Source organism: Planococcus sp. CPCC 101016 (assembly GCF_007859295.1).
In the GTDB taxonomy this organism is placed as follows: Bacteria; Bacillota; Bacilli; order Bacillales_A; family Planococcaceae; genus Planococcus.
This window is the reverse complement of sequence record NZ_VOHB01000002.1, coordinates 1,673,663-1,691,745: the sequence shown is the minus strand read 5'-3', so window position 1 is coordinate 1,691,745 and position 18,083 is coordinate 1,673,663. Positions and strand designations below refer to the sequence as shown.

The 18,083-nt window shown below is 38.6% G+C and carries 18 protein-coding genes and 1 other annotated feature; of the genes, 1 reads left to right on the top strand and 17 read right to left on the bottom strand.

All coding sequences use genetic code 11. The features are described from left to right. Positions 1–17: 17 nt before the first annotated feature. The gene (locus FQV26_RS07895) at positions 18–1,391 is read right to left on the bottom strand and encodes a PepSY-associated TM helix domain-containing protein (protein ID WP_146556943.1); all 1,374 of its coding nucleotides are present in this window, start codon (positions 1,389–1,391) and stop codon (positions 18–20) included. Positions 1,392–1,750: 359 nt separating this feature from the next. On the opposite strand from FQV26_RS07895, the gene FQV26_RS07890 reads away from it, so the two are divergent. Beyond that, entirely contained in the window at positions 1,751–2,503 is a 753-nt protein-coding gene (locus FQV26_RS07890) for a class I SAM-dependent methyltransferase (protein WP_146556942.1), read from the top strand. Between the two features lie 56 nt (positions 2,504–2,559). Here the strand turns inward: FQV26_RS07890 and FQV26_RS07885 are convergent, their stop codons facing one another. From FQV26_RS07885 to FQV26_RS07815, 16 genes are all read right to left on the bottom strand, one after another. Beyond that, positions 2,560–3,108, bottom strand: a complete 549-nt coding sequence (locus FQV26_RS07885) for a GNAT family N-acetyltransferase (protein WP_146556941.1) — start codon at positions 3,106–3,108, stop codon at positions 2,560–2,562. Between the two features lie 69 nt (positions 3,109–3,177). Then, positions 3,178–4,422 (bottom strand): MFS transporter, encoded by a 1,245-nt coding sequence (locus FQV26_RS07880; protein WP_146556940.1) that lies wholly within the window; start codon positions 4,420–4,422, stop codon positions 3,178–3,180. A 115-nt stretch (positions 4,423–4,537) separates the two neighbouring features. Further along, positions 4,538–5,293 (bottom strand): alpha/beta hydrolase, encoded by a 756-nt coding sequence (locus FQV26_RS07875; protein ID WP_146556939.1) that lies wholly within the window; start codon positions 5,291–5,293, stop codon positions 4,538–4,540. Then, entirely contained in the window at positions 5,293–5,700 is a 408-nt protein-coding gene (locus FQV26_RS07870) for an HIT family protein (RefSeq protein WP_146556938.1), read from the bottom strand. The genes FQV26_RS07875 and FQV26_RS07870 overlap by 1 nt, the downstream gene beginning before the upstream one ends. A 23-nt stretch (positions 5,701–5,723) precedes the next feature. Next, a complete protein-coding gene (gene argS / locus FQV26_RS07865; RefSeq protein WP_146556937.1) occupies positions 5,724–7,415 on the bottom strand; it encodes an arginine--tRNA ligase in 1,692 nt (563 codons plus the stop codon). A gap of 54 nt (positions 7,416–7,469) precedes the next feature. Then, positions 7,470–7,685, bottom strand: a binding site (T-box leader). Positions 7,686–8,037: 352 nt separating this feature from the next. Further along, on the bottom strand, positions 8,038–8,205 hold the full coding sequence (locus tag FQV26_RS18735; protein ID WP_186759663.1) for a hypothetical protein: 168 nt from the start codon (positions 8,203–8,205) through the stop codon (positions 8,038–8,040). An 85-nt stretch (positions 8,206–8,290) separates the two neighbouring features. Next, the gene (locus FQV26_RS07860; RefSeq protein WP_146556936.1) at positions 8,291–8,698 is read right to left on the bottom strand and encodes a hypothetical protein; all 408 of its coding nucleotides are present in this window, start codon (positions 8,696–8,698) and stop codon (positions 8,291–8,293) included. Positions 8,699–8,973: 275 nt separating this feature from the next. Next, positions 8,974–11,460, bottom strand: a complete 2,487-nt coding sequence (locus tag FQV26_RS07855; RefSeq protein WP_146556935.1) for an FtsX-like permease family protein — start codon at positions 11,458–11,460, stop codon at positions 8,974–8,976. Next, positions 11,457–12,212, bottom strand: a complete 756-nt coding sequence (locus FQV26_RS07850; protein ID WP_146556934.1) for an ABC transporter ATP-binding protein — start codon at positions 12,210–12,212, stop codon at positions 11,457–11,459. The genes FQV26_RS07855 and FQV26_RS07850 overlap by 4 nt, the downstream gene beginning before the upstream one ends. Positions 12,213–12,429: 217 nt before the next feature. Next, positions 12,430–13,818: a M1 family metallopeptidase gene (locus tag FQV26_RS07845; protein ID WP_146556933.1), complete on the bottom strand. Its 1,389-nt coding sequence runs from the start codon at positions 13,816–13,818 to the stop codon at positions 12,430–12,432. Positions 13,819–14,199: 381 nt separating this feature from the next. Beyond that, complete coding sequence (locus tag FQV26_RS07840) at positions 14,200–14,793, bottom strand: class I SAM-dependent methyltransferase (RefSeq protein WP_261384280.1); 594 nt, start codon at positions 14,791–14,793, stop codon at positions 14,200–14,202. A 66-nt stretch (positions 14,794–14,859) separates the two neighbouring features. Further along, on the bottom strand, positions 14,860–15,771 hold the full coding sequence (locus FQV26_RS07835; protein ID WP_146556931.1) for an NAD(P)/FAD-dependent oxidoreductase: 912 nt from the start codon (positions 15,769–15,771) through the stop codon (positions 14,860–14,862). A gap of 24 nt (positions 15,772–15,795) precedes the next feature. Next, on the bottom strand, positions 15,796–16,218 hold the full coding sequence (locus FQV26_RS07830) for an Rrf2 family transcriptional regulator (protein ID WP_146556930.1): 423 nt from the start codon (positions 16,216–16,218) through the stop codon (positions 15,796–15,798). Positions 16,219–16,531: 313 nt separating this feature from the next. Further along, positions 16,532–16,987 (bottom strand): hypothetical protein, encoded by a 456-nt coding sequence (locus FQV26_RS07825; RefSeq protein WP_146556929.1) that lies wholly within the window; start codon positions 16,985–16,987, stop codon positions 16,532–16,534. 203 nt (positions 16,988–17,190) lie between these two features. Further along, positions 17,191–17,406 (bottom strand): hypothetical protein, encoded by a 216-nt coding sequence (locus tag FQV26_RS07820; RefSeq protein ID WP_146556928.1) that lies wholly within the window; start codon positions 17,404–17,406, stop codon positions 17,191–17,193. 203 nt (positions 17,407–17,609) lie between these two features. Further along, positions 17,610–17,915, bottom strand: coding sequence for a hypothetical protein (locus tag FQV26_RS07815; RefSeq protein ID WP_146556927.1), 306 nt, complete (start codon positions 17,913–17,915; stop codon positions 17,610–17,612). Positions 17,916–18,083 lie beyond the last annotated feature (168 nt).

Here is an 18,083-nt window from a genome sequence, read left to right as displayed (position 1 = left end):
GTCCTTCTTTCCTCTTCTTATGCATTAAACCACCTCTTAACTGAAGAAATCCGTTGAACAATCATCCAATCAAACAGCCAAACGGCCGCTATTGAAATACCAACAAGCGGAAATACAATTCCAAGAACAATCATTATCAGTAAAAATGACTTTGTCTTGAAAAGTGCCGGTGCAGCAGGACCCCCCATTCCTTTTTTCGGTTTTCGCTTCCACCACAAGTAGATGCCACTGATCACAACAAAAATAATTCCCAGACAAATTGCAAGGCTGGCAAGCTGGTTGATCAGTCCGAATTGAGATCCTTTGTGCAAAGTAATGCCCCATGCTACGACTTTGCCGATAATGCCGTAATTGTCGTAACGGTAATCGGCCAAAACCGCACCTGAATATTGATCTATGTGAATGGTCGCTTCATCTTCAGCTTTTGGCGGAAATACAGAAAGGGTATAGACTCCATCCGGCTCTTGAGGAACGAAGATTGAATAACTGGGGTAGATGCCTTCTCGATCTGCGATCTTGACGATTTGATCAAGCGATTGCGGAACCAGTCCCTGCAGCTTCGAAACGGGAACGTCCAAAGTTTCAGCAGCCCAAGGGACTTCTGCAATGTCCTTCGTTTCTAAATCCGATACAGGCGCTTCCCCGATCCAAACCGAGGGCGGATAGCCTTCGCCGGTATTCGTAGTGATAGCCTGAAAATTGTCCCCCCAGAATCCCGACCAAGGCAACCCGGTCAAAATTAAAAATAGCAGTCCGCCGGAAATCCAGACAGCCGGCACTACATGCAGGTCGCGCATTGCTATCTTTTTCCCTTTTCTCAAGCGAGGAAATAAAACCCCGGCCAAGCCTTTTGTTTTCTTTGGAAACCACAGCAGGAATCCTGTCACCAACAGGACGATAGCCCAGCATGCTGCTAATTCCACTAATCGGTCGCCAACGGTTCCAGCCATCAGCTCTCCATGTATTTCCTCAATTTTATCCATGATCCGGTCCTCATTGTTCAACTGACCCATGGATTTCCCTGTATATGGATTTATAAATACAGTCAAGGATTCACTGTCTGTATTTATCGTCACTTCGCTAGACCGTGTATTGTTTTCTCCGGGCCTATACTTTGTGACGACTGAATCTGGATATAAACGGTTTACTTCTTCCAACTGTTCAGAAACGGGTACTTTTTCATCTTGCGGGGCTACCTGGTAATAGTCCTGATAAAGAACTTCTTCAATTTCCGCTTTAAACAAATAGATGGAGCCAGTAATTGCTAAAAGCACCAGAAGCGGCGCAAAAATTACCCCCGCATACAAATGCCATCTCCAAATGGTTCTATATGTATTTGTACCGGATGATTTTCTTGGCGACTTAACAGCGTTTGTTTTACCTGTGTTCATTGCTTGCTCCTCTTTTCTCTTATATACGAGTTTTATTAATTAACGTAAGAAATGGCATTTTAGATCTCCTAATATGCATAATCAATCAATTGAAGCCTATAAAGTAAAGAATTTATACTCACAAATAAAGTAAGTGATGAATAACACAATCATTCATTTTCCATTCTTTTACTGCATTTTGCAAGGTTCAACTAATATTCCTACCAAAGAAAAGAGTTTCATTATGAACGTTTTCGCAAATTTTTGAGTGATGGTATTACGAATAGCACCTGTAAGAGGCAAAATATCTGTTAGCTTCTGTTTATGAAGGACTTTACCTTTTTTTCGAGAATTATAGAAGAGAATGGAGGAGGCTAAAAGTGAGAACAGAAATAGTCAAACAGAACAAAAAAAGCTGGAATACCGTTGCAGATCATTTTAATGGGGTTGATGCGTTGCCAAGTTTTGGGCCTTTTTCTCAAACCAATGATGAATTGAATATATTTGATTTGATTGCAGGCAAAAAGGTTCTTGATATAGGATGCGGAAGTGGCCATTCGTTGGCATATATGAAAGAGCAAGGGGCTGCCGAATTGTGGGGTGTCGACTTTTCGGAAAGACAACTTGATATTGCGAAGGAAACCTTAAAAGGGCTGAAGGCACATCTGCATTGTGCAGCCATGGAAGAAGACATCGACTTGCCCAACCATTATTTTGACATTATCTATTCCATTTATGCAATTGGCTGGTCAACAGATTTAGTCAAAACGTTGAATCTTATTTACTCTTATTTAAAGCCCGCCGGTTGTTTCATTTTTAGTTGGGATCATCCACTATATACTCATTTACATAGTGAAGATGGCATTCTTTCGTTGAAAGGCTCTTATCAAGATGAAGGCTGGACCAGATATGAGAATTTTAAAGGAGAAGATGCACCCATCTCTATTCCAAAAAGAAAATTCAGTACCTATTTAAACTCATTGATTCAAGCAGGGTTTTCAATTGAAGAAGTCGTTGAAACAGACGTCCCCCATCATCTTAAAAATGTGAAGGCAGAAGTTTCCGATCGCTATTATTCTCTTTATAAAGCACAAAGCTTCCCCACTTCCATAATCATCAAAGCCAGAAAATAACAAATTAATTACTACTGGTCTAAAAGAATCCAGCATGAACCTATTTCTACTGGATTCTATTTTCGATTTATTCGGCCCAACAAAACTGTATCGTAGTAATTGCCATCAGATAAAAGCTTATCTTTCTTTAGAATACCTTCCACTTCAAAACCATGTTTTTCATATAATTTAATAGCTTTGATATTGGTTTCAAGAACACGTAAAGTCAATTTTTTAAGTTGGTTTTCATCTGCCCACCGAATCGACTCCATTAATAAATGTTGTCCGATGCCGTATCCCCAATATTTTTTTAATACAGCTATACCAAACTCTGTTTGATGACATGTTCTTTTCAACTGACTTCCTGCACAACGTGAAAATCCTGCTAGCTGTCCATCTGCCTCAGCTACCAAAAACAGACTGTTGAACGCCTTACTATCCTCTCTGATAATTTTGGAAAACCCTGCATCGTCTATGTATGCTTCGCCTTTTTCTCTGTCTAAGTTTTCTGTTTCCCCATCAACTTGAACCCTTAATTTCGACAAAGACCCAGCATCTTTTTCAACTGCTGATCGTATAGTGTACGCCAAGTGGTTCTTTTCAAATTCTTTTCCGTCAATCTGCATAAAAACTGAATCTCCTTTTTTTTATTTAAAGCAATGGTTTCTTAAATGTAACGCAACTTGCCGTCTAACCTAAACGGCTTCTTCTTTAATTTCTTGGCCCTCTTCGCGATACCATCCCGCGTATTTCGGATTCAACACAGCAATAGAGTACAGAAAAGAAGTGACCAACATGATGACAGCAAGCGAAGCGATGGTCAGTTTTAAAGAAACGAAATCAGCCAATAACCCGATTGCCAAGATAAAGACGATTTGGAAAACGCTTTGAATCAACTGAAATATGCTTGTGACTCTGCCCATGACAGAGACAGGTACGTTATTTTGATAAAAAGTCATTATACCTGCATTCAGGAAGACATTAAAAAACCCGAGAATGATAAAACCGACTGTAACCGAGGCGAAAGACCAGGAAAAAGCGTAAATGAGATAACCGGCAGTCATCATCAGCAACCCGACTACAATCATGGATCGGATAGAGATTTTTTCAGAAAAAATCGAGAGCAAAAGCGCTCCGCTCACTGAACCAATTCCGGTGATGCTAATAAGCAAGCTGTATTCCACTTCCGATAAACCAATGACTTGCTGGGTGAAAACAACTTCTTGCACATCCATTGCAAAAGAGAATAGCATAACTGCCAGAAAACCTAAATAAATCGCTGTCACATATTTTCTCTCATTCATAAAAGCAGAAACTACTGTAAAATCTTTAGCCACTTGAGCAGGAGTTAATGTTGGAATTTTCTCTTGATCAATTTTTTCGGTATCAGGCAGTAATGTCAGGAGCAAAGCGGCAACTAAAAAGAACCCCGCGTTCAGCCACAATGTTACGGTTATATTGGTCAATAAAATGAGAGTACCCCCAATAGCTGGTCCGATAATAAAGGCGCTGGAGGAAGTGAATGAACGAAGCGAATTGAATCGCTTTCTTTTTTGAGAAGGAACCAGCATGGTGACATACGTCATCGAAGCCGGTCCGAAAAAAGCTTTGGCCATGCTGAGGGCAATAAGAATCAAGTAAATCACAAAAATGCTTGGTGCAAAAGGAATCAAAGCAATGAATAGGCCTCTCAGTATGTAAGTAACCATGACAACTTTCTTTTTGCTGCGATAATCAATAAAGCTGCCGGTCCAGAACTTGGTCACAATATTGGTCAACGGGCTGACAACCCATAAACCAGCTACTGCCGCTGCAGATTCCGTCATCTGATAGACGATGATATTTATCGCAACCAAGTAGATAAAATCCCCAATGCTCGCGATCCCTAAGGAACCCAGCAAAATCCCCGGTGTTTTCCACTCTTTCAATTTCGGTTTCACAGCCTCTCCTCCTACTGGCGAAATCTTATCGTTCTGCTCTATTTAGAAATTCCATTTATGTAGAAATAGTATATCACTCCTTTATTCCATAATTAGTAAAATAAATAAAAAAACGTTAATATGTATCAGACAAATCTTTCTCTGTCCTTTGATAATCTACAAATTTTTCTTGCAGCCACTTAAACAACTGTACTTCCATTTCTTCAGATACAACATGATTGATTTCGCTGTACTTTTGAAAGACCAGGTTAGTCTCCCCATATTTTTTGGTAATAGTTTTAAAGTAGTCTTCCTGACCTTTAATTGAGACAATTTCATCTTTTTCACCGTGCATTAATAGAATTGGCGCTAATCCCCGGTTCTTGCTTATTGGATCGTAATAAGTTAATGCATCGATTTCTTTATAAGATAATGTCGGCCGATTATCTCTTTTCCTGAAAATTTTTTCTGATAAAAGGAAAGAACCGGAACCGTTTATATTGATCATTCCGGCGAATTTCTGATCATTGGCATATATACCATTCGCGATAAATCCACCCATTGAAATGCCAAGCAGTATGGTGTCCTCCGTTTTTATTTTTAGTTCAGAACAGAGGCTGTTGACTTCATCTATACTTTTAAAGATCGTCTTCCAGAAGAATTCTTGTGTGGCTTTTACCGTATAATGATTCGTTAATTTATCTCTATTGTCATGAAAAATTAATTCGGGTACAACTACCTGAAACCCAAGTGTAGCTAGAGAATGCGCAAACTCTCTGTAGTTTTTAATACTGGAACCCCAACCATGATAAATCAATATCGTTTTCTTTTTAAACAAATCGGTTGATGTAGGTGTATTGTTAATGAAATAAAAATGCTTATCTTTTCTCATTAATTCTGCTTACGCCTCTTATTTCCCGGCTGTTTTAACCAATATCGGATGCCTCTCCCTGCAAACGGCTCATCATTATATCGGGGAATCACATGGAGGTGGCTATGATTGACCGATTGATTGGATGCCTTTCCTACGTTCCAACCAAGCGTAAAGCCATCAGGCGAATAGTTGTATTCTAAATATTCCTTAGCCTTGTGAAGCAATTCATACGTATCATTCCATTCTTCTTGAGATAATTGAAAAGTATCGCTTCGATGGATCTTCGGCACAATCACACCGCTGCCCTCAAGCACATCTTGCTCTTTGGCATGCTGAAGAAAATAGCAGGTTTCATTTTCAAAAACAATATTTTGGTTTTCGTCTTGATGAGGATTGCAAAACGGACAATTCGCTTCCTTAGACATATAATCCACCTTTCAATTTCTTGTTACATTTTTTCAGGCGCCTGGATTCCCAGTAACCTTAACCCTTCCTTTAGAACAATTGCTACTGACTGAACCAAAGCTAATCGACTTTCTTGTTCATCATCTTCTTTTAAGATTTTCACATGACTGTAATAGGAGTTGAATTCCTGAGCCAATAAAATGAGGTATTTGGCAATCTGGGAAGGTTCAGTTTGATGAAAGCTTTTTTCAATAACTTCAGGAAATGCTAGCAGCAACTTACTGATTGGCCAACTGTAAGAATCAGTCAACCCCATTGGATTGAGTTGATTAAAGTCGATCGTTGACTTTGACAATATTGAACAGGCCCTCGCATGCGTATACTGGACATATGGACCCGTTGCACCTTCAAATCTCAACATGTCTTCAAGAGAGAATTCAATATGGTTCTGGCGTTCATTTTTCAAATCATGGAAAATGATTGCCCCGACTCCAACCATTTTCGCAATTTCTTCTTTGTCTACCAAGTCGGCGTTTTTTTCTGCAATGTTTTGCCCCACAAGTTCGATTGCCTCGTTGATGACTTGCTCGAGCAACACCACTCCCCCCTTTCTAGTCGACATCTTCTTCCCATTCTTCAATATAAAGCCGAAAGCGATATGCTTTATCTCTTTTGGCCATTCATATCCCAATTTCTCAAGAACTACAAACAATTGTTTAAAGTGAAGAGTCTGCTCTTGTCCTACGACATAAAATGATTTATCAAAATGATAGTTTCTTTGTCTGTACAATGCTGCCGCTAAATCCCGTGTACCGTATAAAGTCGCGCCATCAGATTTTCTGATCAGGAGTGGCGGCAGGTTATAATCACTCAATTCAACAACATCAGCACCCTGCGATTGAACCAACAATTGCTTGTCTTCAAGAAGTTCTATTACTTCCCCCATTTTATCGTTGTAAAAAGCTTCTCCATTATATGAATCAAATTCTATATTCAGCAGCTGATAGATTTTAGAGAATTCTTGAAGCGACTCGTCACGAAACCACTTCCATAGTTTTTCTGCTTCTTCATTGCCGTTCTCGAGCTTCCTAAACCACAATCTGGCTTCGCTGTCCAATTCTGGATTCTTCTCAACTTCCTGATGGAACTTCACGTATAAACTTAACAACTCTGCAATCGGCTCATTTTTCACTTGCTTTTCATTTCCCCAAAGCTTATAAGCCGTGATCAGTTTGCCGAACTGAGTTCCCCAATCACCTAAGTGGTTTATACGGATTGTGTTGTATCCAAATTTCTCAGAGATATTCGCTAGCGAATTGCCAATAACTGTGGAACGCAGATGACCCATAGAGAAAGGTTTTGCAATATTAGGAGAAGAAAAGTCTATAGTCACCGTCTTTGTCTGCCCTATTGCTGAAGCTCCATAATTAGACTGCATGGACAATACAGTTTTTACTATTTCTGAACTAACAATTAATTTATTGTAAAAACAATTCAAATACGGTCCTTCCGCCACCACTTTTTCAAATAGCGGATGAGTGATTGTCTGCGCCAACTCTTCAGCAATTTTTGCAGGAGACTTCTTAATTGACTTAGCTAAGGTAAAGCAGGGAAAAGCCAAGTCACCTTGCCAGTCAAATTTTGGTTCTTCGATTAGTTCAATGATTTTATCAAGTTCAACCAGTCCATCTAATTCCAAAGAAATCTCCTCAGCATAAGTTTTCAATAACTCCATAACACGTCCTCCTTTTTTTGTGAAAATAAAAAAGCCCGTCTCTGTATATTTAAATACAGAGACGGGCTTTTCCCGCGGTACCACTCTTTTTGTCCATGAACATATGAACCATCTTAACATGATAACGGGATTTCCCGACAATGCCCTACTGATAAAGTTCAGGCCGTTTCTCAGAAGTGCGCTTCGTTGCAATCAATACCATCAGGCTCCCACTATCCCCGATTCGCTGTCGTATCTAATTACAAGTACTCTCTTCGTCGCAGAATTTACATATTTTTCAATCATCATATCTTAACTATTCACGTTAGTCAAATAAGTCTTACAAATTTAGAATACTTTACCTTTAATATTACATAATCGATGATTTAATAAGTAATTGCTCTTTTAGTCAACTACCTAAAGTTGGTTACCCCCTAAAAAAGAAAGTAACATTTCCCTGTCTTCTGTATAGCTTAAGTTAATTGACAGTACATCCCTAGGTGTTTCCAAGCTACTACTTTAATGGCATCGTCTGGATCGTTGTAAGATATTTCTCCGCCAATTGGGTTGTAAAGAATTTAAAATGCAGTTACAACAAGTGTGCTTCTTTTCATTCTTTATCTAAGAGAACCGTATAAAGCTATCAATAATAATTTTTCCGTCTTTTTTCTATTGCCTTCATTACTGTTAATCCAATAAGACCTGCAACAGCAATTCCGTATAAAATTGTTTTGTTTGTTTCTCCCCATGTTTCGACAGCAGATATAAGAATCAAAACCAACAATAGTATGTAAGGGAAATAGCTTTTCATCTTTCAGCTTCCTTTCTTATGTTCTTCAGATAACAGAACATATTTGTTCGCAAAATAAAAGGAGTTGAAAAAAATTCAAAGATCTTCAAATTACTTTTCTATGCGGTGTTGTATGAAAATGCCCAAGTTCTTTCTGTAAAGTGTTTGAAGCAAGAAACAATAAGATAGGCGGCAACAATGTGAAAAGCGAAAGTACACCGGCTAAAGTTAAGAAAATGACCGCTATCATCGGATTTACATAAGTAGTAATCAGACCCATCAAACTGAAGAGGATGGAGAATATTATCAAATAAAAAGGATACATAAGAATATCTTTTGCAAAAAGGATAAGGTCGGTTGCAAATTCATCCGCGGTAATAGTGGTATCTCCTCTACTCCTATCCAATTGAACTTTAGGATCGTGTTCAAATACTTCAATTAACATACCATGGAGCAATTGATTTTTTTCGAGGGAGTTTAAGAAAATCTCAGATCCGCTTAAAAAAACAATCATTAACAAAATTGATAATGAAGCTAATTTCCGGACTGTTTGTAAGCGTTTTGTTTCGATATCTATCCCTCCTGCCTTTTGATCACTTAAGAATAGTGTAACTGGGTTATCCAGTTACATAATCGGCCTCAGGGTGGCTTAAAACTAAGACTTTAGATGTACGAAGAAACCAAATTAATTTATAGTAAAAACTCAAACTTAAACACGATACAAAGAGATCTTTACACTGCTTCATTAAAATTCTTTTTTTCATGCTACATTTTAAAGCCTCTAATAATTTATTTATTATCATTTACCATTTCCATGCTGATCTTTTTGTTTCCAAGCTTCCACCCTACTGGTACGAATATAAGCAAACCCATTATCCACATGACTGCTGCCACGTATACTATCAAGGCAAAGTCAATTGCGAATCGGCCAGGATCGATCAGTAAAATGATCAAAGTAAATATCAGTCCATAAAGCATTCCCAAAAAAATGCCTGTCAAAAGATAAAAGGATATTTGCGTGACAACTATCTTCATAATTCCCGATGGTTTTACGCCTAGCGACCTCAGTACTGCAAACTCTTTCCTTTTAGCCATTATGTTATTAAGCAGCGTGTTAAAGACACCTGCTATAACCGAAACCACAAGTACAATCAGTACTAAAATGAAGATTGCCCAGCGCTGTAGAAACATTGAAGAAAATTCATCTAATGATTCGGCACGTGTATGAACTGTGAGTTCTGGATATATACTTGTCAAAATTTCGAGAGAAGCTGCAGCCTCTGATTCATCAAGTAAGTCTACATATAGTTTATCAAAATTAGTGACAGAATCATTTAAAGCATACGCCTGCCAGTCAAAAAGAACTTCTCCTTCGGTGACCGCTTCTGAAATGTCACTTACCACCATTGTAGTCACATATTCAGCTTGTTGCTTTTCTTCTGAGTAAAAACCGATATCCAAAGAGTCCCCGACATCCAAATTGTTTTGTTTAGAAAATGCTGGAGATACAATCGCTGCTGTTGCTAAATCATCCATCGTTAAATTCGGCAAGATTTTTAAGCTTTCCAACGCTTTTAAGTCTCCCAATGTATAGTCAAATGAAACAGTTCTTCCATCAGCGAACAGTTCTCCTCCACCGAATGTACTGACGGAAGCTACTCGAGCATTCGGCACTTGAATACGCACTTCTTCGGACAACTCTGCTGGATCAATTTCATTTTGATGGATTCGGCTAGTGATGATTACCGAAGTGGGGAATTGCTCATTGATATAGTCAGTCGTATTGTGCTTGATGGTGTTTAGCATGACCGAACCGAATATCGTGATAACCATGACCACGCTTATTGACAAGATGACAAAACTATTCTTTTTTACTTGCGGTTTTAAAACTTGAAGTGCAAGTAAGGTATTGCTTGAGAGAAATTTTCTAAATTTGTGTTCGATCGTATTTAAGATAGTAGAGACCCAAATTGGCAGTGCTGCAAAAAAACTGGATAACAGTAAGAAACCACTGATTAAAATCAATAGCGCTCTCGCATTATCATCGGCTGCCAGAATGAGGCCAAACAGCAGCGACACAATGGATGAAATCCATAAAACTTTTATTATTATTTTACGCATTCCACTATCTCTAAAATCGAGTTCTTCATTTTCCTGTAATATGTTCAATGGCAAAATATTTGATGATTTCAGGACCGGAATATACAGGAATAGTTGAATCACCAGACTCGACACGATTAGCACCGGTATCGCCACTTCCCATACGAATGGCATTTCAGTTAGAGAAACTGAAAACAAGTGTCCAAGTCTTGGCTGCAGGAATTGATCAGTCAAATACGAAATCGCTAACCCTAACAGAGCGCCTGCAGCAGTAATCATTGAGCTTTGAATCCGGATGATTTTTGACAATTGGGTTGTTTTCGCTCCAAGTGCACGCATTATTGCGAATTGGTTTTTATTCTTATAAATAAACAAGTCGAAATTGGAAATAACCATAACAGAAGTGATGATCAATGTTAAACCTGAAAGAACGACAATAAATAATGTGAGTGAATCGATGTTATTTTTCGCCGCTTCGTCCTGTTCGATAATATCCACACGCACGTTCGGCTGTGTTTTTTTGATTTCATTAGCCATTGCAATTAAATCTGTTTGGTCCTTGGCTTTCACCATTAAAGCAGTTGTTTCATTTTGGAGAAAGGATTGTTCTGTGTCTTTAAGCAAATTGGCTCTCTCCAATGAAAAAATGACCATATCTGGAGCGATTCCTGTTCCTTGTGCATTAGTTAGTATTTCTGCGATTTCAAACGAGTCTTGTTCAATCTCGATTTGTTCACCTATTGAAAGATTCAAGGAATTTGCCAAATTCTCTGTAAGGATAACTGTATCTTCCGTCAAATCTGCCGTTGTTTTATACCGGCTTTTCGCAATCGGATCGTTCTCAATACCCAGGGCATATACCTCACCACCCAGTGGTGTTACATATGCTTGTGTTGCCAGCACTTCCGAAACGCTGACAGTTGAAACATGTTTCGAAATAGATTGATAAAGTGCCATCTCGTTTTCCACCGGGTTTTGATTGCTGTAAACAAAGGCTATATCCAAATCACCGTACATTTCTCTCAAGTCATCTTTAAGTGTTTGTTTTGCATTGACAGCAAAAAGAGACATCGTCAATACTAGGGAAACGGCAATTGCGATGCTGGCTATTGATGTAAAGACTAAAAACTTATTTTCTCTGAATAAACGGAACGCCAACTGGTTGAGTGATTTCAACTCATTATCCCTTTTAATATATGCTGGGTGATTTTCATAATTTGCTCAAGATTATTGTTGCCACTATTTTTATGTTCATTAACAATTTCACCGTCATGAAAAAATAAGACCCGGTCTGCATAAGCAGCCACTTTCGGGTCATGCGTTACTACAAGTATGCTTTGGTCAAGTAAACCTTTCATAGAAGTCAATACATTCATGATTTCCTCAGATGTATTAGCATCCAAATTGCCAGTCAGTTCGTCAGCTAAAAGAATGGGCGGCTGACTAATAAGCGCTCTTCCAATGGCGACACGCTGTTGCTGCCCACCCGATAATTGAACCGGGCGATGCTTCTTCCAATTACTCAATCCCATACGATCGATCATGTCATTTGTTTTTAAATCAGTAGACTCTTTCGGTTCACCGCTTAATAGTAATGGCAACGAAATATTTTCTTCCACCGTTAAATCCTTCAATAAGTTATAGGCCTGAAAAATAAACCCAATATTTTCTCTGCGGTAATCGGTAGCTTTTGGCTCCACAAACAAATCTTCTGAATCTACGCCATTTAATCGTATGGTGCCGCTGGTAGGCTCATCTAAAGCTCCCAACACATTCAATAAAGTGCTTTTTCCAGAACCGCTTGTTCCCATTATGGCGACGAATTCTCCGCTATATAAATCAAATGAAATATTTTTAAGTGCCTTTACTTCGAATCCTTTGCCTATATAGGTTTTAAATAAGTTCCTTACTTCTAATATTTTTGTCATTAAATTACTAGCCTCGCTCGCTGTATAATGTATTCGTTGGTTCTATTTAATTCAACTATTTTTACACCTTACTTATTTTTGGTTTTATCCCATATAAATACAGTACCATATAAAAATCCATTATGCTTCCAGTTGGATGAATTTGTTAATTCCAGCCTTTTTCTTATTAAAAAAAGAAGAAACTCATAGTGAGTTTCTTCTCTACTCTATAACGTTGTTATTTCAACCAACCATCCAAAAACTCGCTTTGATCCCCGTCAAAATATCCTTCGAAAAACTCTTTAAATTCTACCGTGTCTACTTGTTTGAATTGAAAATTAGCGTAATAGGCAGAAAGGAATTCCAAAGCAGCTTTATTTCCTCCATTGTCGTCAAAAAACTCTTTCAGCAATACCGGGACTTTTCCATAAATTGTGGAGTAATACGTTTCTTCTTCAAATTCATCGAGCGGCAGGTTCACATATGTTTCAGGCGGATAATACTCTGCAGCCATTGTGGCACTCCAAAACCCATATTCGTCGTCATCATAGCGCTCACTGAGAAACAATGAACTGCTGAATTCCGTCAATCCTTCATCCAACCAGGCCTCGTTGTATGGATCATTTGTTACGATAAAATAAAACCATTGATGGGCAATTTCGTGGACGAGCACGGATTCCTGAGATTCTTCATCGGCTGCCACTTCAATAATATTCGGGTATTCCATATAGCCGTCATTTGAAATGATATCCAGCTCAGCAAAAGGGTTATCACCAATATTATCTTCAAAATACACAAAGGCATCGACCGCTAATTCGGAAGTCTCTTCAAGCATATTCGCTGAACGTGGGGTGAACACCCGAAGCTCGGTCTCATTGGCTTGTACGCTTTCAACTTCCCATTCTTCCGGATCCATGATCGCCATATAAAAATCCTTGATGTTTTCTCCTGTCACCGTGCCGGTCGATGCTGCTTCAATCGAGCCATCTTCTCCTGAACTCGCCACTAAATAGTCTTTTGACAATTCATAGCTCACAGTAAAATCACCGTAGTCGGTATCATAGGACTCACCTTTCGAGTCGTAATCTTTGATATCCCACCCATCATCGTAAAAGCCGAGCATCGGATACCAATGTGCCAAATAATAATTGTCCTCTACCTGCGACAAGCGCATGCCATTTTCTGGTAAAATCATCGAATATTCTACAGTTACATTTGCCGCAGACTTCGGTGCCAATTTAGCATTCAACTCGACAAGCAACTCATTATTATCCAGTTCGTATGCAGCTTCTTCTCCATCTACTGTTATCGAAGAAATATCAATTACCAAATCTTCATCCTCATACAAGGGCGTCTCCTCAGAATTCATGGCGTTCGGAACCAAATAAAAACCGATATCGGACCAGGAGTCCGGTGAATCATTTGTTACATTAACAGAAGAAGAGACCTCAAAATCTCCTTGTTCTCCCTTTTTAAGTTTGATATTATAAATTGCATTTGTCCTATCAGGCTCATTGCCCAACGGTTGAGGACTAGCGTCCGTATTGAATACGGTTGCCTTTAAAACAAAAAAAGCAATAATGCCAATGGCAATAGCGACTCCTATTGCCCATAATTTAAACTTCATTGTGCATCTCCCGCCCCATAGTTTTTTATCTTCCAATCCAAGTATTTTCGGATGTTTAAAGCCAGATAATACCGATGAATGATGTCATCTTTTCCTACTGCCAACTTATACTAAATATACTTCAATAAGCTACCATCGAAAAGTTAAAGTTTCTGCTATCCCACCTAAATTTTTTAAAATAATGGAAGTACTTGAATACGGTAATTAACTTTCCAGAAGTCTTATAAAAATTATGCATAAAAAAGAAGCAGGACTTCCTGCTCCTTTTCATTTTGTTAAACAGTTATTGGCCAGTGATTTGATATTTTTGAAAAAACTTTAAATTAACTACTTTACAGATACTTGTTATCTTTAATTAAAACAAAAAAATAGTTTTGCTTTCTATGCATCAGTTTTTTCTGCAATTAAGACATACAAAGATTCAGAAGGAAAGAACTTTTCTGTCAACCGCAGTCCTGCATCCGCTATTTCCTGTTCCATGCCGCTCAATGAAATTCTTGGAGCTTTATGTGCTGAATGCTCTTGGGGTTCTATCTCAACGACAACTAAGCAGCCGTTTTGTTTAAGAACTTTATGGATTCCGTTTAATACTTCAGTCAAAGGACTGATTTCATGTAAAACAAGGGAGGCGATTACGATATCGATAGATGCGTTGGCTACTGGAAGTGCTGCACTTCCTCCTTGGATTGCAACAATATTGGCAAGTTGTTCAGCGGCTGCTTTTTGACTGATGATTTTCAACATGCTTGGATCAATATCGAGTGCAAAGACTGTACCATCCACACGCTTTGCTGCAGGTATTGTCATGTAGCCTGTGCCAGCTCCAAAATCTAAAATATTGTCGGTTTTCTTTAATGGAATTCTGCTTAACAGCTGTTCCGGAGAAAATTCCGCTCTTCTTTCTGTACTTTCCAGGTAATTTATTTTTCCATGTTGATGAGCAGATCCATGAGACTTGTTATGTTCATTTGGCATTTGCATTTCTCCTCTTCTACTTTCAAGTCATTACTCCTATACAGCCATATCCCGGTCCTGTTACAACTAACTTGCCGTTATGAACCTTTCCTCCAGCAATTCTCCATTTACGGAAATAGCGGCCATGCTTCCTTCTGCAGCAGCGATGATTAACTGCGATGGGCCTCCAATGATTGTATCTCCACAGGCAAAAACCCCTTCGATATTTGTTCGTTGAAAACGATCAGCATTTATCCCTCCGCGCTCATTTACGCTGCATCCGAGTGACGAACCAATAGAAGTAGCCTGTACCCATTCTGCTGCAACAAATCCCCCTGTGCGTGAAATAATCTCACCGCCGTGAAATTCGATTCCCTTTAAGCTTCCATTTTCTCCAATGAGTGAACGAATTTTTTTGTCATTGATTTTGATGCCGTTTTTCTCCAAGCTTTCTTTTTCACTATTTGAAAGAACTTGTTTTCCGTTCGTACATACAATCAAATCACTCGTCCAGTTAGAAGCCACTTTCGCCATGTGATAAGCTCCTTGTATTTCTGCAATGACCGCTAATGGACGATCTCTGAGCTCCCAACCGTCGCAAAAAGGACAGCTAAACAAACTTTTTCCATAAAACTCCTCCAAGTGAGGGATCTCCGGCAAAATTTCCTTGAAACCGGTTGCTAAGATTATTTTTTTTGCCTTATAGATGTCTCCATTTTCTGTCTCAATGCGGAAAAGCTGTTGTTCTTTGCTTACATGATTCACTCGCTGTCTTTCAATACTGAGATCGGGATAGCTCTTTAACTCTTGCTGAGCTATTCGCTTCAGTTCCTGCGGATTGATACCATCTCGCGTTATGAATCCATGGGCTTCTGAAGTTACAGCATTCCGTGGTTTATTGTCATCGAACAAGACGGTTTTTCTTCTTGCCCTTCCGAGAACCAGTGAAGCATTCAAGCCCGCTGGACCTCCACCAATTACTGCACAATCCAGTATCATCTGATCATCTTCCTTCTATAAGTTTTAGTTGCTGTTTGCTTTCTGCTGTTTCTGTTCCTCCATCTTTTTTACAATATCTACAAGCAATCTGTTTTTTAGCTCCGCCTTCATATTTTCTTCAGATTGACGCATAACTTCTTCAATCAGGCAGCCTTCATTATGATGGATAGAGCAATTGAACAAATTGCTTTCTCCTTCTATGGCGATAATGACATCAAGAAAAGAAATCTCATTTGGAGATTTGGAGATTTTGTAGCCGCCTTTTGCACCCGGTGTCGATTCGATTAGCCCAGCTTTCGTCAGCTTGGTTAAAATTTTGGACAAGTAAGTGGGTGAAAGCTTCTGAATTTCCGCCAGCTCTTGAACGCCAATTGTACTGCTTTTTGGCAGCCAGATTAAATACACCATCGTGTGCAAAGCATAATTCGTCGCGTTTGAATATTTCATAACAACCTCCTTTTTATTAAAAGACATTACAGACTCTTATTGTCTTTAATTAAATTAAAGATAGCATGTACCGTATATGTCGTCAAGCTGAAGATCCTATATGTATATTTAATTCTGCTAGACTAACATGAAAAGTATATATAAATTGTTCACTTGTCCGGAAAAGAAAGATAGAACTCTTCTTCAGATAATACCAAATAAAAGACACTATGCCTGCAAGCATAGTGTCTCTTTATTAATTATGTATGGTCACTTTGCTTTTTGGCATTAACTCAACTTTCACTAAAATATGTATGCCGAAGACTGCCGGCATTTAAAACCAAAATGTGTAGATATAATACAACAAACCTGTAGTTGTAATGCCCGAGCCAAGAGTCACTAAATATATTTTTCCTGATAGAAGTTTCCGTTCATAAAAAGCTTTTACTACTATCAACAAGAATAAAACGCTAAAACATAGCCACTTTAAATAGTATATCGCTACGAAAATATTAGCTGACAATGTTCCTAAGAACATTACCAGAACAAATGCCGTTTGAGCAGTAAGAAGTGGCAATGCGCATACAACGAGAAACAACCGTAAATACTTAGCCCAAAAACTGATAAGCCCTTCAGCTGTACCTGATCTAAATCTTTGGCCCGTTTTTTTCCTTATGAACCATTCACATGTCATCAACAGTAGAATTGCAGCATATACAATCACAAGTCCTCTTATTTCGGGACTTCCAAAAAGCCATTCTATTTTATCTCTATCCAAGAAAGAATTCATTTATCAAGTTCCTCCCATCCGTTTGGTATTCATCTGCCACTTTATTCTCATTATAGGTGAAGGATTGTTAGAGATGTTAAAAATGGAATTAGTTTTACATTTGAAAAAAGCTATATCGTGGTTGGGCTCATTTTTGATTTCGCTTTTTTCACAATAAAAAAACACAGATTCCTTTGTATAGAAATCTGTGTTTCATTTATTAATTATGCACCACGTGGCGCTTTTGGCGGTTGGCACACATCACATTTACGCTGGTTTTTCGTATTAAATTTTGTAAACGTTTTTTCGAAGTTATTGCCGCAGGCACATTTAAACAGCAGCTTTTGAGAAAAGCCATGATATTCCGTCGACAATAATTTGCTGTCTGAGTTTTTCTCGACAAATGCTTTGATTTCAGTAAAGGTCCATCGTTTATTCATTTCTTACACCTCCATATTCTATCGGTCAGCGGAGGCTTTTTGGCATCCGTTCCATCAAGAGCACAATCCTTAACTGCCCTAAGTTCCTCATTATAGCATGGACAAGGTCATATTCAGTATGATAATTGCTTGTTCTCTTAATTTACATATCTGAAAGTATGAAGATATTTTCAGCCAATTATTTTTAACGCAACTACCCGCATTTAGCCCCACCACATCACTGTCACAAAAAAAGCCCATGCAGAGGAACTTGGTGCAACGATGCCTAAAATCATCAGGCAGATCCCCTGATTTTCCGAAGTGATTGTCTGCTTTTTAAAAAAGAAATAAAGCAAAACACCAGTTACCACGTACAGTAAAACCCCGAGAATCGTTAGTCCGGTCAAATAATAAACTGGTGCGATCGGCGCGATATTCTCACTCAAAAAGTAAGCCAGTCCTTGCCCAAAAATACATATAATCGTTGCCATCAAAAAGCAGCCAATCATCCAAATAGAAATCTTCCTCATTCATTTATCTCCTATTCCCTATCGTAATCTACTTTTTCTCATTTAAGTTTGTTCAACATTTTATATATTTTCCATTCCAACTGAAGCTTTCAAACAGCAGGTATTTCCCATTGTCTACCGAACTAGTTATAGACCTGGTAATCTTATAAATCTAATGATTTTCGGAAG